This window comes from Bifidobacterium sp. ESL1130 (assembly GCF_058507935.1).
This window is the reverse complement of the sequence record NZ_CP196379.1, coordinates 537,427-562,019: the sequence shown is the minus strand read 5'-3', so window position 1 is coordinate 562,019 and position 24,593 is coordinate 537,427. Positions and strand designations below refer to the sequence as shown.

Genomic DNA, 24,593 nt, shown 5'->3' with positions numbered 1-24,593 from the left:
TCGGGTGAAGGTTTCCGCCATAGCGGCATTGCCATCGGCCTGAGCCTTGGCAGCGAACCACTGCGCCTGTTCGGCCACAGTCTGACCTGCACCCACAAAGCTCAACGCACTGACGCGCTCATCGTGGTTGTAATACAGGCGAGCCAAATCCTCACGAGCCGAAGCCCAACGATCATCGAGCAGCAGAGCCTTACGCTCATCGAAGCGCGGCTCAACTTGGGAAACCCAGTCAGAGCCGAGCTCGGCCTCGACCGCATTCACCACGGCGGAATTGTCGTCCTCGTCAGCTTCGGGAGCCGGAGCGACCACACCAAGCTCGTTGAGCACGAAACGTGCGGTGGAGGCCAGTACACCGTTGGATCCGGTGACCTTGGCCGCAAATGCGTCGAGTGCGGCAGAATCGACCACGGAGCCACCTGCGGCACCACCGGCACTGGGCAGTCCCACGACCACGCCATGATCGGAAGCCACCTTCTGCACAGCGGCGTCAATAAGCGCGTTGGCTGCAGCTGCGTTCGAAACCGCATCCGAACCGAGGCTGGCGAGGTCTCCCCCACGCGACGACGTACCTTCACGCGTCTCGAGCACAAGAGCCGACAGCACAGCGGATACCCAGCCGGGACCGAGCTGCCACGTGTCGCTCACGCGCTTCTCCACCTGTGCCAGCTTGACGCCGGCAGCGCCGAAGAGACCGCGAATACGGTCTCGCACAATGTCAGAAAGCACCGGACCAAAGGCCTTGTAGTTTGGCGCCACCTTGTTGACCAGCGCGTTGAGGTCGGTGATCGAAGCTTCCGCAGCACCGTCGACACTGGCTACACCCAGCTCGGAACTGATGTCCATGAGCAGCTGATTGCGACGAGAAGAGACGCCGTTGGTGAGCGAGTCGGTGGTGTCGGATTCACCGATTTGATCGGGGCGCACCTTGGCGGCGTAGGCCAGCAATGTGGCGATGCCGTCAGATGCCTTGAAGGGCAGGTCTGCAGGACGTTCACCGGAAGCAGCGACCGGGACCGCAGTTTCGACCGCGGCAGGCGCAGCTGCGGCAGCGGCGGGAGCTGAATCGGCTGGCACAGCTGCAGCGGTTTCAGCGTTGCCTGTAGCAGGCGCGGCTTCGACTTCAGGTTCATCGTCCAGCACGAGTGAGTCGGAGTCGGTCATATAGACACGCCCCTCGTCACGACCGAGGTTGTAGACGGCAACATGGCTACCGGAGAAGTCCGGCAGACGCAAGGTCTTGGCAGCCATGTTGGCCATGGTGGGCTGGTTGCCCAAGCCAATCTCCACGAAGCTCTCCACGCCGAGACCGCCCTGGGAGCGATCACCGAACATGAGTGCCTGGGTTTCGATCCAACGCACAGGAGAAGCGAACTGCCAAGCCAGCAACTCAGTGAAGAGCAGACGGCCGAGCTTCTGCTCGTCGGCGGCGTAGGAGTCCCACAACTGTGGGTCGTCAAGCACGGCCTTGATTTGCTCGGAGGGCACCACGTCGAGAATCTTCTGCGCGAATTCCTTCGTCATCTCGAAGGGAGCAGCCACGAGGTTCGGGATATAGCGTCCCACCAGTCGCGAGTAGTCCAGATGTTCCGGAAGCAGCTGGTTGAGCTTCTCACGGAAGTCCGGCACGCCGCCGCGCAGCATCTTGGAATGGAACGGCATATCGAGGCCTGCCACGTACATCATGGCGCCCTTGCCGCCGTATTCCTTGACACGGCGGGCGCTGTCCTCGCCCAAGGCCTTCAGACCGGCAAGCGTGCCTGCCACCACGTACTGCGAATCCGCGATGTTGTAGTTCACGATCTGCAGGAACTCGCCGGAAGCCTCAGACACGGACTGAACGTACTCGTCCACGCCGTCGTCGCCCACACCGAACTGGTTGGGACGCAGTGCGGCCATACGATAGTTGGTACGGCCGTTCTCGTCGCGCTCCACCAGGCTGTTCATAGCGGAACCCCGGTGGAAAACCAGCTCCAGCACCGTCTCGAACGGAATGATGCCGGCGAAGGAACTGAGCGCGTTGTATTCGCCCAGCGAATGGCCGGCGAAGTAGGCCGGCCATACATCGCCACCGGATTCACGCAGGCGAGCAGTCTGCGCGTACGCCACGGTGGCAAGCGCTACCTGGGTGAACTGAGTAAGGTTGAGCAAACCGTCCGGATGATGGTACGTCACACCATTGGCGGTGAGCGTGGTGGGGTTGTCACGCACAATGGCAAGGATCGAGAAGCCGAGCTTCTCACGTGTCAGCTTGTCTGCACGCTCCCACGTCTGGCGGGCGGCAGTGGACTTGGCACGCTCATCGAGCACCATGCCCTGCTGCTGAATGCCCTGACCTGGGTAGACATAAGCGGTGCGCACAGGGCGCACTGCCGCAGTGCCTCGAGATACCAGGTCGCCGTTGATGCGGCAGGTGACCTCCATGAGCATGCCACCATGTCGAATCTTGCCGATGCGCTCTACGGAAATCTCAACCTTGTCGCCAAGCTGCACCATGCCGTACATGTTGTATGTCCAGCCGGCAATCTCGTAGTGAGCGCCCTTCTCGTCGCTGGCCTGCATCACATGCTGAGCGGCGGCAGACAGCCACATACCGTGCACCAGCGGAGCCTTGAGACCCGAGACACCGGCACCACGGTGCGAGGTATGGATGGGGTTGAAGTCGCCCGAAGTGCGCGCGAACGCAGTCATCTCGCTTGGGGCGGTCAGAGTGACACGGCGCATGAGACGGCGCGGCGTGGAAGCCACCAGGTCTTCGCTTTCGCTGTGTTCGAACGGCGTACCTTCACCGGAGCAGCTCTTTCGATAGCTCAGGTAGTCACCATAGTCGGGAGCGGAAGTCGGCAGTTCCTCGGAATAGGCGCGGCCGCGAATGGCGAAGCGTTCCACTTCGTGCGCCAGTGTTGTGCCGTCGGCGGCGGTATGTGTGACATGAATGGTGACCACACGTCCCGAAGCGGATTCGAAGTAATCCTCGGCCCAGCTCATCAGGCTGACGCTTTCGCCGACGTGGCTCAGCAGTTCCTCTTCAGTAACTTCAAGTTCAATCAAGTGGTCGAGATGCACTGCATTGAGCAGGCCTTCGATGACCGGGAAACCGTGGACATACACGGAACCAAGAGCTGCATAGATGGCAGGCCATGCCGGCCCCACCAACGCGTCAGGGGCAATGCGCGAAGCATGCAGGCTGCCGGGCAGATTGCCTGCGGTTGCCGCCTCGTGGTCATAGCCCAGGTTGGCGGACAGCGTGTACTTGGAGTGCGAACGACCGAAGGGATAGACCTTCTTATCGCCCACCAGCTCGATCTGCGGCATAGCCTCAAGCTTGTCACCAGTGACAGCGGTGTTGCCGATGCCGGCCGTGTCGGCAAGCATGGCGTAGACGTGCTGCGGCAAGCGTTCGCGGTCCACTACCGGGAACAGGCCGGAGGATTCGGGGCGCAGGTTGAGCGGGATGACGATGTCACGCACCGCGTGCTTGTCCAAGCCTCCGTCGGGATCGTTGTCCCAGAAGGTGTCGAGGTGGATGTCCAGGTCGAACTTCTGCACGCCTCCCTCAATGCCAGCAGGCTTGATCTCGTAGTACTGGTCGCCGGTTTGTGTGCCGAATGCAGGATTGGCCATGAGGTGGCCGACCCAGGAGATGTTCGGGGAACGACGGATATACTCTTCGGCATCGGCTGCGGCGCTGAGCTCAGCAAACGCGGTCTGAGGACGCGCCTGGGGGTCGAGTGACTTGGTGCGTTCCAGCGCTGCCGCTTCGAAACGGCCGAGGATGGAACCGACAGGCTCGTCCACGGTGGTGATGCCGGCCACAGAGATCGGTCCCGGAATAGCGCGCACAGAATCAGCGGAATATCGCGGATCTTCGGACTGCCACAGCTGATCCTGACCCCACCAACGCAGCAGGTCGTTGTCAATGGCAGGTACGAAGGGCATGGGCTTGTGGAATTCGTGCACAAGCGTGGTGAACCAAGCCACATCGCTCGGAGAGACGATGAGCTCAGCTGCGCTCGGGTATGCCTTGGCAAGACGTTCGATAGCGGCCGCAGGGTCGGATTCCACGTCGGCGCGTGAAGAGAAGAGCGAAGCGAACTTGCCGGACTCCTGCTCGCACACGCGAGCCTCGATACGCTGCAGCAAGTGCAGGAATCGATCCGCGAAGGTCGGGTCGGCCCAGGGGAAGGACAGCTCGGCGAAACGCTCGGCCCACTGAATGTAGGTCATCTTGTCGATGTCGCCGAAGTAAGGACGCGAGGTCTTGCCCAGCGCTTCGATAATCTCGTCGCGGCGGGTCTCCAGCTCCTCAGGGTGCTTCATGACACGTACCAGCAAACGACCGCAGCGAGCTGAAGCATTCTCCAACTCGTAGATATCGGCGTGCAAGTGGCTCAGACCGGAAGCCACACCGCCCTCTGCCACCTGACCGGAGGGCACCCAGTTCTCACCGAGCGGTGCGAACGGGTCGGAACCATCGGGGGTCGGTGAAATGCCGGGTGTGGCCACAAGCATGCGCTTGACATCAGGGTTGGTGTGGGCTTCCTTCGCCGTCATGGCGGCGGTGCCGATGAGCACGCCATCCACCGGCATGTTCGGCCGATCGTAGGTCTGGGCCCATTGTCCGGAAATGTAGTCGGCAGCACGCTCTGGCGTACCGATGCCGCCACCGGCAACCAGTACCAGGTTCTCACAGTCGCGCACGTCGGCGTAGGTATCGAGCAGCAGAGCGTCAAGCGACTCCCACGAGTGGTGGCCACCGGCGGCGCCGCCTTCCACTTCGGCGATGATGGTGACAGGTGCCACAGCCTTGGCGATGCGCACCACCTGACGAATCTGATCCACGGTACCGGGCTTGAAGGCCACGTAGGGGAAGCCTTGCTCACGCAAGGAGGATACCAGTTGCTTGGCTTCGTCGAGTTCGGGGATACCTGCGGAGATGACGACACCGTCGATAGGGGTGCCGGAGTCGCGCTTCTTGGCCACGATGCCTGCCGGACCGAACTGCAGGTTCCACAAGTAACGGTCCATGAACATGGCATTGAACTCGATGGTGCGCCCTTCTTCAAGACGCTCCTCAAGCTCAGCCACGTTACGGTCGAAGATAGAGGCAGTGACCTGGCCGCCGCCGGCCATCTCTGTCCAGTAGCCGGCGTTCGCGGCCGCGGCCACGATTTCGGCGTCCACGGTGGTGGGGGTCATGCCTGCCAGCAACACCGGGGGCTTGCCGGTCAAATCGGAGAACTTGGTGCGAATCTTCTCGCCTGCCGGGGTGTCGATGACGCTCGGGGCGAACTTGCTCCAGTCCTGCGTGCGGGCGGGTTCCTCGTCGAGCGTGGAAAGTGCCGCGCGCTCTTCGCCGCGCGTGGCCTCGACCACGCCGACGCCGGTGCCTTCGACCAGAGAGCCGACGAGCTTACCGACCGTGGTGCCGGGGCCCATGTCCACGATCCACAGCTTGGTGGGATCGGTGGAGTCGAGCAGCGCATTGATGCGAGCCGCCCAATCCACATGGTTGACCAGCACTTCATCAGCCAGAGTACGGGCACGCTCTGCGTCCAGACCGCAAGCCTTGGCCCACGCCACCGCAGATTCGACGGCCTCGGCCATCAGCGGGGAGTGGAAGGGCACGGTGACTTCGAGATACTCGAGCGTGGGATCGAAGACTTCGCCACCACGCACCTTGTCTTTGCGCAGCTTGTCTTGGTGAGCATGCTCTTTGCCGACTTCGATGGCGAAAGCGGCCAGATCTTCGGGATGGCCGGAAAGCACGTGGTTGTCCACCGCGTTGGTGACGGCGATGGCGATGGGGCCACGCGGCTTGGCTACACGCGCGATGAGGGCGTCGATCTGACGCTTGGTGGCTCCGCGCACCGACAACATGGGGGTGGCATCCCCGGACTTGCTGGAGATGGGCAGCAGACGAGCCTGACGAGTGCCCGCAGCGCCGATCAGGCGTGCGATGGCCAGAATCTCGTTAATGGCACCACTGGCCTGATCGATGGAGCCAGCGTGCTCGATGGCAGCGACCATATGCTCGGCGATGATGCCTTGGGAATGGCCAAGAACCGCCACCGGGTGTGCCTGAGCCACATCGTAGCCCAAGCCGGCAGCGTCAATCAGGGCGCCGAGCTGGGACAGGGCGATGCCTGGAACGCTGGCTGCAGCCTCAGCCGCCTCACCGAGGTGTGCCGGATTGGCGTCGAAACCGAACAGGTCGACGCTGCCGCCCATGGTGGCCAGCAGGTCGGGGGTGACTGCGGACAGCAGACGCTCGGAAGCCTCGGCATGTTCACGCAGCTTGGATTCAAGCGCCGGGTCGGTGCATTCGTCGTCCAGAGCCACCGTCCAAGGGGTGGACTGGCCGCCGAAGGCGAGCGCGTGCGGCTCTTGGCTCAGGCGGTTGAAGAAGAACGTGTTATCGGTCATTATCTTCCTTTGGTATATGGGATTTCTCAATGATAAGTGTGTATAGGGCAAGTGTAGGGCACGGCCAGTGAGACTTGGGCGGACATGCGCATTTTTTGAGCACGCCGCCAAAACCCTACATCGGCTGGTTTCCGTGGTGCTTGCCGGTACGGCTCACACGACGTTTGGTAGCAAGGAGTTTCAACGACTCGCAGATGGCGTCACGCGTCTGGTCGGGGTCGATCATCGCGTCGATCTGCCCTGTTTCCAGCGACAGGTTGGCGTTGAGCGTCTCACTCTCGTATTCCTCGATATATTGCGCACGCAACGCTTCCACGTCCTGACCGCGTTCCTTGGCTTTGTGCAAGTCTTTGCGGTGGATGATGTTGACCGCACCCTGTGCGCCAAGTACGGCAATCTGACTGGAAGGCCATGCGTAGTTGACGTCGGCACCGATGGATTTGGAACCCATGACGATGTAGGCACCGCCGAATGCTTTACGCAGCGTCACGGTGATCATCGGCACCTGCGCATTGGCGTAGGCATAGATGACTTTGGCACCACGGCGAATGATGCCGGCGTGCTCCTGGTCGCTGCCGGGCTTGTATCCGGGTGTGTCCACCAAGGTGATGACAGGCAGGTTGAATGCGTCGCACAGGCGCACGAACCGGGCTACCTTTTCGCTGGATTCCACGTCGAGGATACCGCCCTGCACGTTGGGCTGGTTGGCCACAATGCCCACACTGCGGCCATCGATGCATGCCAGTCCCACCACGGCGGATGCGGCGTAAAGCTCTTGTACCTGCACGAACTCGCCATAATCGACGATGCAGCGAATAACTTCGAGCATGTCGTAAGGCTGCCGTTCGTTCTCGGGCATGATGGAGTTGAGACGTTCGGCGGTGTCTCGGTCGGCACGCTTCTTGGCATACGCGTAGGTCGGCGGCTGCTCCTCACTGTTGGAGGGCAGGTATGCGAGCACGGTGCGCGCATAGTCGATGGCGTCCGCCTCGTCCTCGCCCAGGTAGTGGGCCACACCTGAGGTGGCGTTGTGCACCAAGCCACCGCCCAGATCTTCCATGCTGATGGTCTCGCCGGTGGCTGACTTGACCACATCGGGACCGGTGACGAACATGTTGGAGTTCTCACGCGTCATGATGATGAAGTCGGTGAGTGCCGGGCAGTACACGGCACCGCCCGCACAAGGGCCGAGAATCAGAGAGAGCTGTGGGATGAAACCGCTTGCCTCACAGGTTTTCTTGAAGATGCGCCCGTACTGGGTAAGTGCGGCGACACCCTCTTGGATGCGCGCACCACCCGAGTCGATGAGCGCCACAACCGGCACTTTCAGCTCAAGCGCCATATCCATCAAGTGGCAGATCTTCTCACCTTCGGCATGCCCCAAAGTGCCGCCGCGCACGGAGAAGTCCTGCGCATATACGGCCACCTTGCGGCCGTACACCTCTCCGAAACCGATGATAACCGCCGAGCCGGCGACACCTTGGTTGATGTTGCCGCCGGAAAAACGGCCGATCTCATGGAATGTGCCGTGATCGAACAACAGGTCGAGGCGCTCACGCGCGGTGAACTTACCTTTGGCGTGCTGGCGGTCATGAGCCTTGCTCTCGGCTTCTCGCGCCAGTTCCGCGGCTCGAGCCACGGCGGCGCGGACAGGTTGCTTGGCCGGGGATGGGGCCGCAGTGGCGGTCTGTGCCGAAGCGGCGGTCATACTCTCGCTCATCGGCTTTCCTCCTTGGACGCAGAGTCGGCGCTTTGGCTTTGGGACTGGTGCCCCAGATCGAGCTTGACGAGCGTGGTTCCGGCATTCACCGACTCGGAAGGCGTTACAAGAATCTTCTCCACAGTACCGCCGACCGGTGCGTACACGTAGTTCTCCATTTTCATGGATTCGAGTACGGCGAGCAGATCGCCCTTGGCGACCTTCTGGCCTTCGGCCACGTTGACGCGAGTGACGATGGCTTGCATGGGCGAGGCAATAACGCCGGTTTTGCTGCCGTCGTCAACCACGGTGGTCTCGGTGCCCGCACTGCTTGCAGAACCGCCACGCAGCGGCTGCTTGGGGCGTTTGACCCCTCGCGGACGCCCGGAATCGGTAAGGTCTTCCATCACGTCACGCGGCACGGTGAGCTTGATGCGCCGACCGTCCACCTCAATGGCGAACGACTCGGTGGCGGTGGCCTTGGGAGCCTCATCTCCGCTCAGGGAGGCGGGCTGCCCGCTACCGGCGTTGCTGGGCTTGCGGTTCAGGTACTTGCGCTCCAACCATTTGGTGGATACGTCGAAGTCCTGTTCGTCACGCTCGGCGGTGAACTCAGGATCGTTGAAGATCTGTTCGAACAACGCCTTGGGGGTCGGTACGCCTTCCAGCTTGAATTCCTGAAGGGCACGGCGCACGCGGGCCACAGCCGTGGGACGGTCTTGAGCTGTGACAACAAGCTTACCCATCATCGAATCGAACTTGGGAGAGACGGTATCTCCCACTTTGACGCCGAAGTCCACGCGAATGCCGGCGCCCGAAGGCCAGTTGAGGCTTTCGATGGTGCCTGAACTGGGGGTCAGGTTCTTGGCCGGATCCTCACAGGTGATGCGCAGTTCGAAGGCATGACCGTGGTTTTCGTGCACCTGGGTCAGGTTCTCGCCGTTGGCGATGTTGATCTGTTCACGCACCAGATCCAGACCGCACACCTGTTCGGTGACGGTATGCTCGACCTGCAGGCGTGGGTTGACCTCGAGGAAATACACCTTGTGCTGTTCGGTGACCATGAATTCGCAGGTGCCCAGACCGACATAATCAACCGCACTGAACAGGCTACGCGAGTAACGTTCAAGCTGGTCCAGCTCGTCGTCGGTCAGGTAAGGCGCCGGAGCCTCTTCGATGAGTTTCTGGTTACGGCGCTGCACGGAGCAGTCACGCGTGGAGTAGACGGTGAAGTTGCCGTGGGAATCGCGGCCGGACTGAGTCTCGACGTGACGCGCCTTGTCGATGAAGCGTTCGATGAAGTATTCGTCGAGGTCGCCGCCCTCGAGCGCGTCATGGTTCATATAGAAGCTACGCAGCTCGTCGTCGTTGTGTACCAACGTGATGCCTTTGCCGCCGCCGCCGTCGGTGCGCTTCATCATGACCGGGTAGCCGTTGGTCTGCGCGAAAGTGAGCAGCTCACGCATGTCGCTGACCGGTTCGGAAAGACCCGGAACCGGTGGAACGTGAGCTCGCTTGGCGACCCTGCGGGCGGTGATCTTATCGCCCAGATCGGTGAGGGCGGTAGGGCTGGGGCCAATCCAGGTGGCACCGGCCTTCGTCACCTTTTCGGCGAAAGACGGCACTTCGGAGAGGTATCCGTAGCCGGGGTGCACTGCATCGGCGCCACTGCGCCGCATCACCTCGATGATGAGATCCTCGTCGAGGTAGGCCCGGTAGGAGTCTCCTCGCAGCAGGTAGGCTTCGTCGGCCATATCGACGTATTGTGCGCCGCGGTCCTGCTCGGCGTACACAGCAACGGTGGGGATGCCCATCTCTTGTGCGGTGCGGATGACACGCAGCGCAATCTCGCCGCGATTCGCCACCAGCAGTTTGTTGACATTCTTGACCATGGTATTCAAGATAATCCGAACCATAGGCCGCCAGCAGGGTGTGAAATTACAAAAAATCCAGCAGGTTTTGTTCCCTCACACAAACCTTGACCCGCCTCGCTCACCGCACGTCGGGAACACTCTGTCAGGCAATGACACCCACGTCCGCAGTCTGCACCACGTGGCGCTCCCCCTGCTCGTCTTCCACAGTGAGCGACGCATCGGCGTTCATCGCCACCGCACGGCCGGTCAGGGTCGAGCCGTCCATGAACTTGGCCTCCACCTGCTGTCCCAGCGTCCAGCACAATGCGCGCATACTCTCCAGCAGCTCGCCGCGTGTGCGGTCGGGAGTCTCCACCAATGCAGACAAACGCGAGCGCAGGCGACGAGTGATGTTCGCCGATAGCGCGTCTCGCAGTTCGCGCGAGTCAGGAAGGGCTGTGTAGAGCAGTTGCAGTGAAGTGGAGATGGGTGTGGGCAGGTGGGCTTCATCGAGATTCAGGTTCAGCCCAAGGCCGAACATCACGCCCACAGCGTGACGACATCCTGCAAGAACGGCGTCGGCAGGCAGCGTGACCAGTTCAGTGAGGATGCCTCCCAGCTTGTGCCCATCGTAGAAGATGTCGTTGGGCCATTTGATGGCTAGATCATGGTTCGGGTCGATGAGCTTCGCGCCATACTCGTCCAACGTCTCATGCAGCGCTTCCACTTCGGCGAGACCTGCCTCGATGGTGAACCAACCGTTGAACTCAGGGTTCGTCACAAGGTCGTACGGCAATGCCGTGGCATAGGTGACCAGGAAGGAGGAGCCTGCCTCATCAGACCAGGCGCGACCGAGCCTGCCATGCCCTGCGCTCTGGCAGTCGGCGCACATCGCCGCCATCAGCGGGTTGCCATTTTCGTCAATTAGCGGCATGGAACCGTCGCAGATCATTTGACGTGCCAGGAACATGGTGGAGTCGATTGCGGCGAGCGGCACGACTTGGTCAGCCTCTCGTTCGGTGCGCGGCATGGCCGGCAGGACGGCTCCGGCCTGCTCGGCGAACGCCGCATATTCCGTGCGCACAGCATTGAGATCGGTTATGGCGTGTTGGCTATCGGCGGCGTGAGGCTCATGCATGATGTCAACTCTACTGGCCGCACCGCCCTTACTTCCGCACAACCGCCACATGACTGCCACATCAGGGTTGCGTGCAGCACAGGCGGTTGCGCGTTCGGGCTAGAATCCTTGGCATGACCGAGTCCCAGAAGCGAGCAGAACCGAGCAGATCCACGCACAGCCACCTTGGACGCCGCAGCAAGGCCGCAACGTTTTGGGCGGCGGCACGCTGGGTCTTGGCGATGGCGGCCTGCTTATGGCTGGCCTTGTGCACGGCGTTGGGTCCGCTGTACCGGCAGTTCGATTGGAATCCGAACGGCGCCAGCATTGCCCACTTCTCTTGGAACAACGCAGCAGTATTCGCTCTGGCGTTCGCCATCTACGCTTCCGTCGTCATCGTTCTGGCGAGGTTCGCCCAAGGGCGTCTGGCGCTGCCCCGCAAATTCGCCGCATGGCGTCGTCGTCTGGCTGCGGCGATGAGCGCATATCGCCGCACCGGAAGGGCGGAAGAACCAACCGTCGCTTCCGCTTCGACAGAGTCACGATCCTCCGTCATCGCCAATATTTTGCATGCTCTGGGACGCGTGGCACGACGGACACCACAGTTGCTCAGCACCGCTATTATGCGCGCTACCGGCAGCTGGTGGGCCATCATGCTGGTATTGGTCGTGGGCTGGCTGTGGGTACCTACCACGCTGGTCAGCGCGTTCGGAGCCGATCTTCGCAATCAGTTCCGCGAGTTCAGTTGGGCTTGGAACCAGTGGACCGGCATCAAACAGCCATACATCGGCTTCTTTTCCTTTGTACCGATGGATATCTACCCGACCGCGCACTACCTGTGGCCAAGCAATCCGACCTATCTGACCGACCAGCACAACATCGTGCTCACCATAGTCTACGGTGCCGTGGCCGCAGCCTCGCGGTATCTGACCAACAGCAACGATCTGGGTATCACAGCACTGTCGGTCGGCCAGTTTCTGTTTGCCGCCTTCGCTCTAGCGTCCCTGTCCAATCGGTTTTTCAATCGCCCGTGGCACCACGAGGAAAAACACAGCGTGGGCGCATGCCCGAGATTCATCATCATCGCATTCCTGCTGTTGTGCCCGCTCGTTCAGTTTTCCACAATCTCATTGACCAAGTCCCCGCTGTTCGCCTTCGCGTTTGCCTGGTGGTTCGGGGTCAACTGGGAAATCATGGATCGCAGCAGGAAAGGTGAAGACGGTCAATATCGGCACACCAGAGCGCACACGTTGGTGGCTCTGGTGCTGTCCACATCAATCATGCTCATCAGCGCCAAATATGCTTGGTATGTGGTGGTCTTCCAGTTCGCGATCATGCTCGTAGCCAACCGGAAGCATTGGAAAACCTACAGCATCGGCATGCTGCTGCCAGTCATCATCATTCATGGTGGTCTGTCGCTCGCCATATCCAGCGGTGCCATTATCGGCGGAGACCCCATAGAAAGCCACGGCGTGCAATTGCAGCAGATCGCACGCGTAGCCAAACTCAGCCCTCAGAGCATCCCGGAGTCAGCCAAAGCCAAAATCGCCCCCATCGTCAACCTGGACCAGATGGCCGAAGCCTATTATCCGCAAGACGCCGACCCGGCGAAATCGTCGGGAATACAGTCCAAGAAAGTAAGCTACCGGTGGCGTACAGTAACCAAGGACGACATGAAGCAGCTCAACTCCGCATGGTTGGATATCATCAAAGCCAACCCGGTGGTGGCGCTCGACGCAGCATTGTCCGAAGCGTACGGCTACTTCGATGTGACCGACCCACCATATACCGACATGGCCTACTACGTGTCGAACCCGCAGCTGGAGAACGAGTCCCCCACCATCGCCTCCTGGTGTGGGTCATGGCGCACCAATGTTGTCGGCGCAGTGGAGCAGCTGGGTTCCATTCCCGTGATTGGATGGTTCTTCCACGGCAACTTCTATGTGGTGCTCACACTGCTCGTCGGAGCTGCCGAAGTGCTGTCGCGACGATGGCGCACCCTGTCTCTCCACCTGCCCTTGCTACTGCTCATGGGTGTGATGATCACATCTCCCGCCAACAACTTCGAGCGTCATATGCTCCCGCTGGTGTTCGTGTTCGGTTTCGTGGCCCTCACCTTTGTACTCGAAACGCGTGAAGCTCGCACAGCGGCTAGACTGGAGGCATGAGCGTGAAACAATCACCTGATTTCCTGGATCTGGCTTCGGGCAGCAAGCCGAGCGCGAAACACACCGCTGCGTACGAGCAGACAGATGAGGCAGAGCGCGATTCGACCTCAACCAGCGAGGTCATCGTCGAACGCACGCCGGCAAGCACCGGCACTGATGGTGACGAGCCTCTTGACATTAATCTCGTTGAAGCACTATCCAGTAGCGGCCGACTGGAAACAGCAGCGTTCGAGTGCCTCGCGGCACATATCAGCGACCAGCGCGCACAGGCACTGATGCACATGTTGGGCTGGCCTGACACGTTCACCTGTTTTGCACTCGCAGGGACGCCCGCCACATTATTCGACACATGTGCGCAAAAAATTAGGCAAAGTGTGCATGACCTTGGAGGCACCCACTGCCTCATCGGACGTAACGAAGACGCATGCGTCGCCCTTATCGCAGTACACAGCGCCGTCACGCCAGAAGTGACCTGCACCGCCACACTGCCCGCTTTCGACACCAATAGCCCAGTGGCCCTAGGTTCCCAAATGACCGGCATCACAGGCGCAGCCGACACAGTGACCGCCACAATTTCCACTCTGCATGCCGCATCGGCATTCATGGGGCCCACACACCCACTGCGCGCCGCAGACGCTCTGCCCGAACGCGCTCTAGCGGGAGACAAGGCTGCCAAGCAGGAGCTCTACCATACGGTGTATCGCCGATTGCAGACCAGCGACGACCAGATCAACCTTGACACCGTGACGGCATTCCTGGAACATGGAAGCGCCCTTGACACCGCCGCCCGTGCGCTGAATGTACACCCCAACACCGTGCGTTACCGACTCAAGCGCATCGCAGAAACCTGCGGGTGGGATGCCACGAACCCGAGAGACGCATTCGTGCTGCACACAGCCATCATCATCGGAAGAATGCAAGACCGCGCCAATGAGAAGCAACATTAACGTTGTTATACAAATAGCATATCTTCCATGTGATTTATACAACTTCTCATATCTGCAGTAAATAGTAATTACTTCTACTTTCTGCCTAAGAGATGCACATTTTCATGTAGCTCACCTCACACACCTCTAAGAATTTAGACATACAGAAATAGTCTTACTGTTCCCTTATAGGCATTTTGCATCGAAGTAACTAATATTGGACTCTCGCTGTTCTTATCCTTCACTGATACCTTATCCACATTCCCCGTTGATGCCCATATGGGCCCATCACGCCGATTTTGGATGAGGTTATTTTTGAGGATGGTCAGCACGCACAATCAACACCAGGCAATGCATGGCATACGCCGCCACCGCACCACCATTGCAGCGCTCACCGCAGCAGTATGTGCGGTAATCCTGTGCGTCACCGACCACAGTTGTGCCATAGCCGCACCCAATACCTCGTCCAACACCACGTCTTCAGCACCTCAAACACGCACAGCTGAGCCTCTCCCCGCCAGCGATGCCACATCCCCGTCCAACACCGTCAGCCCCCTCGCCTCCGTTCCTTCCAAACCTGTCAGCACCGCTTTCACCGCCTCCCCAGACACAGGCATCGAAAGCGGCAACACCTCGGTGGAAATCACCGCACCCAGCAGATACACCTTCACACAGGTGAGCACCGGCACCACCGCGAGCGTGGCCCTCAGCGCAGACAAGACCATCTACGCCTGGGGCAGCAACGTCAACGCGCATGTAGGACCCGGTTCCTCCGCCAAAGTCGCAGACCCCAAACCAGTACCAGCGACCAACACCGACGGCACCCCCGTCACCTTCTCCCAAGTCTCCACCGGTACCAACCACACCCTGGCTTTAAGCACCGACGGCACCATCTGGGCTTGGGGCAGCAATTCGCGAGGCCAACTCAGCAACGGCAAAATCGCAGGTAAAATCACCGCACCCACCCCCATCACCATCTCCGGCTCCACCGCGCCATTCACCAAGGTCAGCACCGGCATGCGCCACTCTCTGGCACTCAGCAGCAACGGCCTGATCTATGCATGGGGAGACAACGCCCGCGGCGAGGTCGGCGACGGAAGCAAGACCAGCCAAATCTCCACACCCACCATCGTCAGCCCCTTCGACCCCGATGCCAACGTGCACACCCGCCTATCCTTCATCGACATCGCCGCGGGAGACGACTACACCCTCGCCATTGATGTGCACGGCAACCTGTGGACTTGGGGAGACAACAAAAACGGCACCCTCGGCAACGGCACAAAAACCGGAACAGCCACCACCCCCACCCGCATACTTGTTCCCGGCGTCACCTTCAAGACCGTGCAGGCCGGAGACAACCATGCGCTCGCCTTAAGCAACGACGGTCGCGCTTGGGAGTGGGGCACAGGAGCGGACAACCAATTCACCCCCACCCCTCTCGCCATGCCGAACGGTGTCACCTTTACTTCCATCAGCGCAGGAGCAAAGCACAGCATGGCCATGAGCAGCGACGGCAACGTCTACGTATGGGGCAGCAACATCGACGGACAACTGGGCAACGGCACCAAGTCAACCACGCCGTCCCCGTCCCCAACTCCGGTCACCGCTCTGACAGGACAGCATATCGCCACCATCAGCGCCGGCGGCAACACCTCGATGGCACTCGACCGCGACGGCAACCTGTGGGCTTGGGGAGACAACACCAACCTGCAGACCGGAGCAGGCAAGCTTGATGGCACCACCATGCTGACCGACCCTGCCAAAACCAGCGATACCTTCTACCACATCATCCTCACTTCCGTCACCTTCGGCAGCACCCCCGGCAAAGGACTGGCGTACGATTCTGCAGCCGGACGCTGGCGCGTCACCACCCCCGCCCATGCTCCAGGCACCGTGACCATGACCATCAATTGGACGTTCAACGGCGCGGCACAAACGCCCACCACAGTGCCTTTCACCTTCACCCGTGTCGCCATGGCGGCTCCACTGACCGTCACCTTCGATACCGACGGCGGCTCCGAACCTCCTGCAAGCCAACAGGTTTCAGGAGGCATGCGTGCCACCATGCCTGCAACACCCACCAAAGGCAACCACGCCTTTGCCGGCTGGTACGACGGTGACACCCTCTACGATTTCAGCAGACCGGTCACCACCAGCCTCACTTTGAGAGCACACTGGCATCAGTACACCATCAGCCCAGACTCCGGACCGAGCACAGGAAAAACCACCGTAAGCCTTACTCCGGTCAACGGTCGTAGTTATGTACAGCTGAGTGCCGGCTACACCCACACGCTCGGACTCGACACCAGCGGTACCATCTGGGCTTGGGGACACAATCAGAACGGCGCCGTCGGCGACGGCACCACCACAGTGGCTCTCTCCCCGGTCAGGGCAGCCGCCCCAGCCGGCGTACGTTTCACGCAAATCAGTGCAGGCAATGACTTCTCCATGGCCCTTGACACAGATGGCCACATCTGGACATGGGGATACAACAGCAACGGCCAGCTCGGCGACAGCACTACCACCACCCGCACAGCCCCCACCTGTCTCAACATCACCAAAGACGGCATTGCAGTAGCGTTCAACTCAATCAGCGCAGGGCAAAGCTTCGCACTGGCCGTCTCCACCAACGGCGACGTCTGGTCTTGGGGACAAGGCAGCAGCGGCCAGCTCGGCAACGGCACACTGGACGACAACACCACACCGCACCTTGTGAACACTGGAAACCTGTTCTCCAGCGTGGCCGCAGGCAGCACCTTCTCCCTGGCATTGAGCACCTCGGGCACCATCTACTCTTGGGGCAACAACGCGTCCGGTCAGCTCGGCGACAGCACCACAGACAGCCGCGCCGTCCCGGCAGCAGTCACATCTCCAGACCACGCCAGATTCACCGCCATCAGCGCCGGGTATATTCACGCTCTGGCTCTGAGCTCCTCGGGCACCATCTACGCTGCGGGAAACAACACCTATGGCCAGCTAGGATTAGGCACCACCGGCAACACCTCCACCTCTGCTTTTACCTCCACTTTTACCGCGGTGAAGGCTCCAGACTCGGCGATCTTCACCGCCATCAGCGCCGGCCAATATCACTCACTCGCGCTGAGTGCCACCGGCAACGCATACAGTTGGGGCAAAAACGCCGGAGCAGAGCTCGGCAACGGCAAACAGGGCGGAAACGTCACCGCACCTGCCGCTGCCGCCACAGGAAAACCGGACACCACGTACGCCGGCATCAGCGCTGGTGAGAACCATTCCATCGCCCGTTCCAAGGATGGAGCGCAATACTCGTGGGGACAGAACTACTCGGGTCAACTAGGCGTCGGGCGCAACGCCAACGGTAGCGTCACCGCCGGTTACCTCGCCCCGACAAGAAACCAGCAGACTGCGCAGGCACATGTGACCTCCATTCAGTTCGGCGGCACCAACGGTACCGACCTCGCCCATGCATCTTCTTCTGACTACGCGTCTTCATGGACCGTCACCACGCCCAGCCACACCGCCGGCACCTATCCGGTCACCATCAACTGGGAACTCGACGGAGTGGCACAACCCGCGCAAACCTTGCAGTTCACGTTCATCGCCCCTCCTGTTCCACCGCAAAGCAGGCTGCCGTTCACCGGCGATTCGGCTCCTGTATTTGCCGGCCCCATCGTCGCTGTACTGCTGGTAAGCACCGCGCTTGGGCTGCACGAACTGCGGGTACGTCGCCGTCCATAGCATCGCACGGCACGTGAGCCTTAGTCATGATTCCTGTTCTTCGGCGGCATCAGGCCTTGCCGAAGAAAGGTCGATGTCACGCAACTTCACAATCTTGGTATGGTGCTTGATTTTATAGCCAAAGTAGAGCGCCGCCACCAAGATGACACTGAAATAAGTGGATAGCACGGACCCCCAGTCACCCTGCGCAAAGCCTTGAATATCCTGCCCGGCAATAACAACCGCACAAATCACCAAGGCGAGCACCGGACCGAGAGGGAACAACTTGGCATGATATTTCAGTTCCGACAGCTTATGCCCCTGCAGTTTGAACGCACGGCGGAACCGCAGATGGCTCAACGCAATACCCATCCAAGCAATAAACCCGGTAAGCCCGGTAGCAGTGACCAACCACATGTAGAACTTCGGCCCGAAGATGCTCGAAGCAAACGCCGCCAGCTCCACCAACAGCGTTGCCGCAAGCGCCGCGACAGGAATACCGCGTTTCGTGGTGTGGCTCAGGAATTTCGGGGCGTAGCCTTGCTCAGCCATAGAGAAGAGCATACGACTGGATGCGTAGGCACCCGTGTTGACCGCAGAAAGAATGGAGGTGAGCACCACGGCGTTCATAACGCTGGCCGCACCCGCCAGCCCTGCCCGCTGGAACACGATGGTGAAGGGCGACATGGCCACGTTGGAGTCCGACGCATTGAGCAGGTTGGGGCTGGTATAGGGGATGAGAGCAGCGATGATGAAGATGGAGAGCACGTAGAACAGAAGAATGCGCCAGAACACCTCGTTGATGGCTTTGGGCACGGCTTTGCCCGGGTTGTCGGATTCGCCGGCAGTGACCCCAACCACTTCAGTGCCTTGGAAGGAGTAACCGGCGATCAGGAACACGCTCATGATGGCCGGCAGTCCGCCAACGAACGGTGCATCCTTGTACATGAAGTTCTTCAGCCCTACTGCAGGCTGGAACATGATGCCGCAGATCATGGCCACGCCTACTACAAGAAAGACGACGATAGTGACGACTTTGAGCAGGGAAAGCCAGAATTCGGTCTCGCCGAACGCCGAGACGTTGAGCATGTTGATGAGGAAGATGATGACCAGCACCGCCAAGCTCCATACCCATCCCGGAGAGTTGGGGAACCAGTACTGCATGAGCAGGGCGGCTGTGGAGATGTCCACCGCACCGGCGATAGCCCAGTTAAGCCAGTAGTCCCAACCCATAGCAAAGCCGAGCGCCGGATCGACGTATTTTGAGCTGTAGATGGCAAAGGAACCGGAGACCGGCATGTGGGTGGCAAGCTCGCCCAAGCTGGTCATGAGGAAGTAAATCATCAAACCCATGGCGGTGTAGGCCACAAGGCCACCGCCCGGGCCGGCTTCGGAGATGGTGGATCCGGAGGTCATGAACAGACCGGTACCGATGCAGCCGCCGAGAGCAATCATGGAGATATGACGGGTTTTCAAGTTGCGCTGCACCCCCGAGGAGTGCCGTTCGTTTCCTGTCGTCACAGTGGTGTCGGTTCGCGTCAACTGGGCCTCCCGTTCGTGCTTTGCTGCATCATGTCGCGCGCGGCGAAGAATTCTTGACTGTCGAATTCCGTCGGGACTCCGCCAAGAATCCGTCAGAGTTCTGTCAAGACTCCGCCGAAACTCCGCTTTCGTTTTCGCGCATTGCAAACAGTCTTATCCTAGGCGTCTGCGGCTCGCAGCGCACGAAATGCCCACATGTTCATCGCACAGCCGAGTAGATGATAGTGCAATCACCGCGAACGCTGCGCTCGGGGCGGTATCGGATGGGAACCCCACCGTGCGATAACGAAACGCTGCGCTCGGGGCAGTATCATGCGTGCATCCCACCATGCGATAGCGAAACCGTCACAATTTTGGGCATTGACACAAATATCGACAGGAAATAGCCGGCTTCTGCCGATATTTGCGCCACACAACAACTTGCAATCAATCATCACACTTGGCGCTCAACAAGGCATCGCTGCCCTACCTGCAACGTTGAATGCATTGAATGCGACCATTGGTTACCCACTGGCACCACGCTTACGGTGGATTTCCTCACCACCATGATGACCGCTTACGCCACAAAACCGACGCTCACCTCCAGCAAGCGACGGTTCCGCCGCGCAATTCGCACCAAACGCAACCAAACCGACACTCACACAGACTCAACGACGATCCCGTTGCTATCCCCATACACAACGCAACATAACCGACACTCACGTTCTATAAGCGTCGGTTCTGCTGCACACCCCACACCAAACGCAACAAAACCGACGCCAACACCACCCAACCACCAACTCATCCAATACCAATCCGCCCGCGATGGAATCACCATCACCTGCCCTACCTATGCCACAAAACCGACGCTTACCTCCAACAGGCGACGGTTCTGCTGCTTTCCTCACATACAACGCAACTAAACCGACGCTCACGTTGAATAGGCAACGGTTCCATTGCTATCCTCATACACAACGCAACCAAAACGACGCTCACGCAGGCTCAACGACGGTTCCGTCGCGCAACACGCACACAACGCAACATAACCGACGCTCACGGGCAATAAGCGACGGTTCTGCTGCGTTAATGACCAGATTGCTGTTGCCCCAATGGGCTATGCGACGATTGCGATGCGTATGAATCAACACCACTGCCGTTCTGCCGGACTCACGATTGGCCGCACCGTACAACCCCAACAATCATTACCTAACCGCGCGGTCAGTAGACGACTCGACGACGTGTTTACCCAACTTGACGCGACCGCCAACAATCATCACTTAACCGCACCGTTAGTAAGCAACAGGCACACGACTCAACTTGCGCAAAGCGGATATGCCAGCTTCGCTCAGACCAACAGCGGAAGCATCAGCACCATCGACACCAGCACCAACGGCAACACTAGCATCAACGACACCAGCAACAGTATTACTATCACCAGCGCCAACGGCAGCGTCAGCGCCAGTACCAACAACAGCGGAAGCACTTGCATTAGTACCATCGCCGACGACACCAGCAACAGAGCCAGCAACGACACCACCGTCAACAGTAACTACACCAGCGCTGTTGGGCGCGCATTGAGTGCTACCATCGTTTCCAGCAGCACCAGCAGCACCCCTCACCTCTCTCCCGAGTATCCCGCCGGCGAACGCACCCGCATCAACCGCAAGATAATCCACGCACCCATCTGGCAACGCATTGGCGGCCTCCACATCCGCTTCACCACCGACCACAAGGCCGACAATGGCATCGGTACCAAGCAAAGCGCGCGCCTGCACCGGTTGCAAATCCTCTTGCCCAAGTTGCACGCCATCCACTTTGATACCCATACGCCGGCACACCCAAGCCACATCCACGTGACCCTCCAACAGCAGTGGCACTGTACGACGCACACCAGCATTTGCTATAGCCACCGCCACGGCAGCGGCGAGCGCAGTAACTGTGCGGTCGCTCTCCTGAGCTACATCGAGACGAATGAGCGTCGCGCCAGCCGAAAGCGCAGCAACCGTGCGGGTACTCCCCCGTGCAGCATCGAAGCGAATGAACGTTCCGCCAGCTGCGAGCGCCGAATCCACCACCGCTGCCGCAGATCTTTGCTGCACTTCTTGCGCGCTTATCGTCACGCACGACGACAAATCAAACCGTCCTCGCATCGAAGCATACGGAAATTGGGGACTGATGGGAATGTGGGTCATATGCTCGGGCACAGTAGAATCAAGGTTCATGCCACATCATCCCCACGCTCACGCTGTGCGGCAATCGCAACATCTATACGGCCAGCGAGCGCCTCGTGCACGGCCTCGGCACGAGAGTCAGTCAGTCTCATAGTGCCCCCTTCGAATTCGTTTGCTTGGCACAGCTTATGGTTCATCGTTGTGCATTGTGATAGCACTCTAGCAACCGCTCTCGGCCGGGACAAGTGGCCGGGCCCCGCTCGCATACCGACATCGCAGCCGCGCAATTGGCCAAACGCACGGCTTCGAGCATGGGGCGGCCTTCCAACAGCATGGCACAGAGCACGCCGGCGTGTGTGTCTCCCGCGCCGTTCGTATCTACAGCAGTGACTCGGTGAGCAGGAATATGCAACGCGATACCCGCGATACCGTCATCGGGATTGCTACCAGCAAAACCATCAGCATCAGCAATCCCAGCAGCACCAACTTCGGCCGTTTCTACAGACTCACTGATTGTTTGATCATCGCACCTGCCGCAGTCAAGATAACCATGCCCACCGTGTGTTTCGACAGACTTACCCATCGCTTGACCGTCACACGTGAGGGAGGCGCGGTGAGCGGCGTGAGGATCGGTTTCGACAGACTCATTTACTGCTCGACCATCGCACACCCAGGCTCCTTGAGCACCCACGCGCACTATCACCCAGCTGCCCAGATACTGTGCCAGCTCCTCGCAACGCTGAGCGTCGACGTTCGTCTTACGCGTGCCGCCGCTCGCCCGATGCGCTTCGCCACCGCTATCACTGCTGCAGTCGCCCGCCTGCCGCTCACAGTCAAGTCCGAAGCGTTCGCACAATATGCCAGCCTCACGCTCGTTCACCGACCAAATTGGGTGCAGCGAACGCATGGTTTCCAAGTCGTCGAGCGCTATGTCGGAGACAACCGGACTGGGATCAAACAACGCAGTAAATCCAGCATGCTCACGATACTTGCGTACGAATCGTCTGATGGCTTCCGCATTGGCGGCATGCACCAACGAATATCCGGTCAGGTACACCACACTACCGGGCTCAATCGCCAACTGTTCGTAAGTGTCAACCGGCACCATGGTCTCAGCGCCTCGCGTGGAAACGAACGTGCGTTCGCCGTCCGATTCGGTCATGGCCACACTGATACCTGTGTCCTGCCCGGTGACGACCGCACCGGTACAAGGCACGTCGATGTCGCGCAATGCTCGAGCGGCTATGTCTGCCATAGCCCCTTGCCCCAACGCTCCGGCATAGGCGGCAGGGGCACCCATCTGCCGTGCCGCGTAGAGCACGTTGAATCCGCCGCCCGCACTCAGGGTCTGACTGTCGGCAAAGCAGTCGCCACCGCGCTCCGGCATGTGATCAATGGCCAGCGCCATATCAACGCACACCTGCCCCAAATGCACGATCGACGGCTGTGCCATCAGGCGCGCTCCTCACCGGTAACGCTGTTGCCGTTTGAGGAGACAGCACCGCTTCTGCCACTGCCATCGATCAAGCCCCACAGCCAGTACATCACTCCGGAAAGCAGCAGCGAGACCAGCCACGCCAAGCCGTTCTTACCGACGACCGTGTCCGCCCAAGGACCAGAGAACCAAACTTCGCTGTCCGAAACCTGCGCGGTAACGAACAGGAATCCGACTACCAAACCGACCAGCCAGCTGCACACCGCACGCACGTTCATACCATGCCAATACCAGTACTTGGAGCGTGAACTCAGGTCAAGCAACGAATCCGGGTCGTAGGTACGGCGCGAAATCATATCGACCAAGAACACTCCTGCCCACGCGGTGAGCGGTTCGGCAAGCAGTGAGATAAAGGTGACGAACGGACCGTAGAAATCGTCGGCACCGAGCATAAAGTACATGGCGGCAAGCGTGGTGACCACGATGTCCAGCGAGACAGCAGCCACTCGAGGCACACGCACACCGAGCGTAATGGTGGTCAGTCCTGCGGAATAGACCGAAAGATTGTTGGACATGAGCAGCCCGGCAAACGCGGCGATCAAGTACGGCACCGACACCCATACCGGCAGTGCCGTGCGTACGGCGGCCACCGGATCAGCCGCTGATGCCAAACCAGATCCGCCAGCGGTGAGCACCGACCCCACGCCGATGACCAGAACCAGGGGTATACCGGCACCTGCCGCCGCCGAAAGAATCAGCGAACCGGCCTTGACATGCGTTTTCTGATAGCGGGCCATGTCCGCCCCCGAATTGACCCAGCCGATGCCGGTGCCCGAGGCGATGGTACCGATGCCGACGATGAACGCGCTCATCGGGCCGGGTTTGGCGGAGAACAGGCCGGACCAATCCACAGTAGTGACAAGGTAGAGCGCCACCAGCAGCGTCAGACCGCCAAAAATCCACGTGGCCCACTTCTGCACCGTGGCGATAAACGCGTGCCCAGCTACCGAGATGACAGCGGTAAGCGCCACGAACACGGCCACACAAGCGAAGGTAAGCCACGGATTGTCACGGTAACCCGCAGGCACACCGAAAGCAATGACACACAAAGACAGGAGCGCGGAAGCACCGGTGATGGTGTTCACGCTCTCCCAGCCCAAGCGGGAAAGCAATGACACCAGCGTGGGACCCACGTTGCCGCGCACGCCAAACGCAGCACGGGACAAGGTGAGAGAGGGCGCACCGCCGCGCCTGCCGGCCACCGAGACCACGCCCACCAGCGCGAAGGAACCGAACGAGCCGAGCGCTGTGGCAAGCAGCGCCTGCCATACGTTCAGCCCCAACGCAATCAACGTGGCACCAAGGGGAATACCCAGAATGGAGATGTTGGCGGCAAACCACACCCAGAACAGCTCTCCAGGGCCGCCGTTGCGCTGATCTTCAGGAACCGGTTCGATCCCGCGCTGCTCAACATGGGAGAGCAAACTACCGGACTGCTTCACCCCAGTAGCTGAGCCCGTACCGGCACCCACCTCTCCTGATTGCACACCATTCGATTCATGAGTCGCCAGTACGGCCATAATT

Annotated in this window: 10 protein-coding genes and 1 pseudogene; 3 read left to right on the top strand and 8 right to left on the bottom strand. The window is 60.1% G+C overall.

The window, feature by feature from the left end; translation table 11 throughout:
* Nucleotides 1–47: 47 nt before the first annotated feature.
* From ACSYSO_RS02145 to ACSYSO_RS02130, 4 genes and pseudogenes are all read right to left on the bottom strand, one after another.
* Nucleotides 48–6,423: pseudogene (locus ACSYSO_RS02145) on the bottom strand (fatty acid synthase subunit beta domain-containing protein); the annotation flags it as partial.
* Between the two features lie 115 nt (nucleotides 6,424–6,538).
* Nucleotides 6,539–8,131, bottom strand: a complete 1,593-nt coding sequence (locus ACSYSO_RS02140) for an acyl-CoA carboxylase subunit beta (protein ID WP_491702042.1) — start codon at nucleotides 8,129–8,131, stop codon at nucleotides 6,539–6,541.
* Between the two features lie 8 nt (nucleotides 8,132–8,139).
* Nucleotides 8,140–10,014: an acetyl/propionyl/methylcrotonyl-CoA carboxylase subunit alpha gene (locus ACSYSO_RS02135; RefSeq protein WP_489760400.1), complete on the bottom strand. Its 1,875-nt coding sequence runs from the start codon at nucleotides 10,012–10,014 to the stop codon at nucleotides 8,140–8,142.
* A gap of 124 nt (nucleotides 10,015–10,138) precedes the next feature.
* Nucleotides 10,139–11,113, bottom strand: a complete 975-nt coding sequence (locus tag ACSYSO_RS02130) for a biotin--[acetyl-CoA-carboxylase] ligase (protein ID WP_489760399.1) — start codon at nucleotides 11,111–11,113, stop codon at nucleotides 10,139–10,141.
* 113 nt (nucleotides 11,114–11,226) lie between these two features.
* On the opposite strand from ACSYSO_RS02130, the gene ACSYSO_RS02125 reads away from it, so the two are divergent.
* The 3 genes from ACSYSO_RS02125 to ACSYSO_RS02115 all read left to right on the top strand — a co-directional run bounded on the left by ACSYSO_RS02125 (nucleotide 11,227) and on the right by ACSYSO_RS02115 (nucleotide 17,903).
* On the top strand, nucleotides 11,227–13,260 hold the full coding sequence (locus tag ACSYSO_RS02125; protein ID WP_489760398.1) for a DUF6020 family protein: 2,034 nt from the start codon (nucleotides 11,227–11,229) through the stop codon (nucleotides 13,258–13,260).
* Complete coding sequence (locus ACSYSO_RS02120) at nucleotides 13,257–14,207, top strand: PucR family transcriptional regulator (protein ID WP_489760397.1); 951 nt, start codon at nucleotides 13,257–13,259, stop codon at nucleotides 14,205–14,207. Before ACSYSO_RS02125 ends, ACSYSO_RS02120 begins: the two co-directional genes overlap by 4 nt.
* Nucleotides 14,208–14,537: 330 nt before the next feature.
* Entirely contained in the window at nucleotides 14,538–17,903 is a 3,366-nt protein-coding gene (locus tag ACSYSO_RS02115) for an RCC1 domain-containing protein (RefSeq protein ID WP_489760396.1), read from the top strand.
* Nucleotides 17,904–17,927: 24 nt separating this feature from the next.
* Here the strand turns inward: ACSYSO_RS02115 and ACSYSO_RS02110 are convergent, their stop codons facing one another.
* From ACSYSO_RS02110 to ACSYSO_RS02095, 4 genes are all read right to left on the bottom strand, one after another.
* Nucleotides 17,928–19,403 carry an amino acid permease gene (locus ACSYSO_RS02110; RefSeq protein WP_491701916.1) on the bottom strand — a complete coding sequence of 492 codons (1,476 nt, stop codon included), beginning with the start codon at nucleotides 19,401–19,403 and terminating at the stop codon, nucleotides 17,928–17,930.
* A 1,289-nt stretch (nucleotides 19,404–20,692) separates the two neighbouring features.
* Nucleotides 20,693–21,625, bottom strand: a complete 933-nt coding sequence (locus tag ACSYSO_RS02105; RefSeq protein WP_491701915.1) for a thiamine phosphate synthase — start codon at nucleotides 21,623–21,625, stop codon at nucleotides 20,693–20,695.
* A 142-nt stretch (nucleotides 21,626–21,767) separates the two neighbouring features.
* Nucleotides 21,768–23,027, bottom strand: a complete 1,260-nt coding sequence (locus ACSYSO_RS02100; RefSeq protein WP_489760391.1) for a PfkB family carbohydrate kinase — start codon at nucleotides 23,025–23,027, stop codon at nucleotides 21,768–21,770.
* Nucleotides 23,027–24,589: a purine-cytosine permease family protein gene (locus ACSYSO_RS02095; protein WP_489760390.1), complete on the bottom strand. Its 1,563-nt coding sequence runs from the start codon at nucleotides 24,587–24,589 to the stop codon at nucleotides 23,027–23,029. The genes ACSYSO_RS02100 and ACSYSO_RS02095 overlap by 1 nt, the downstream gene beginning before the upstream one ends.
* Between the last annotated feature and the right edge of the window lie 4 nt (nucleotides 24,590–24,593).

What these genes read in the sequence shown, in the direction of transcription:
- ACSYSO_RS02140 (WP_491702042.1), bottom strand. Translation starts at nt 8,131, where the DNA reads ATGACCGCCGCTTCGGCACAGACCGCCACTGCGGCCCCATCCCCGGCC.
- ACSYSO_RS02135 (WP_489760400.1), bottom strand. Translation starts at nt 10,014, where the DNA reads ATGGTCAAGAATGTCAACAAACTGCTGGTGGCGAATCGCGGCGAGATT.
- ACSYSO_RS02130 (WP_489760399.1), bottom strand. Translation starts at nt 11,113, where the DNA reads ATGCATGAGCCTCACGCCGCCGATAGCCAACACGCCATAACCGATCTC.
- ACSYSO_RS02125 (WP_489760398.1), top strand. Translation starts at nt 11,227, where the DNA reads ATGACCGAGTCCCAGAAGCGAGCAGAACCGAGCAGATCCACGCACAGC.
- ACSYSO_RS02120 (WP_489760397.1), top strand. Translation starts at nt 13,257, where the DNA reads ATGAGCGTGAAACAATCACCTGATTTCCTGGATCTGGCTTCGGGCAGC.
- ACSYSO_RS02115 (WP_489760396.1), top strand. Translation starts at nt 14,538, where the DNA reads ATGCATGGCATACGCCGCCACCGCACCACCATTGCAGCGCTCACCGCA.
- ACSYSO_RS02105 (WP_491701915.1), bottom strand. Translation starts at nt 21,625, where the DNA reads ATGAACCTTGATTCTACTGTGCCCGAGCATATGACCCACATTCCCATC.
- ACSYSO_RS02100 (WP_489760391.1), bottom strand. Translation starts at nt 23,027, where the DNA reads ATGGCACAGCCGTCGATCGTGCATTTGGGGCAGGTGTGCGTTGATATG.
- ACSYSO_RS02095 (WP_489760390.1), bottom strand. Translation starts at nt 24,589, where the DNA reads ATGGCCGTACTGGCGACTCATGAATCGAATGGTGTGCAATCAGGAGAG.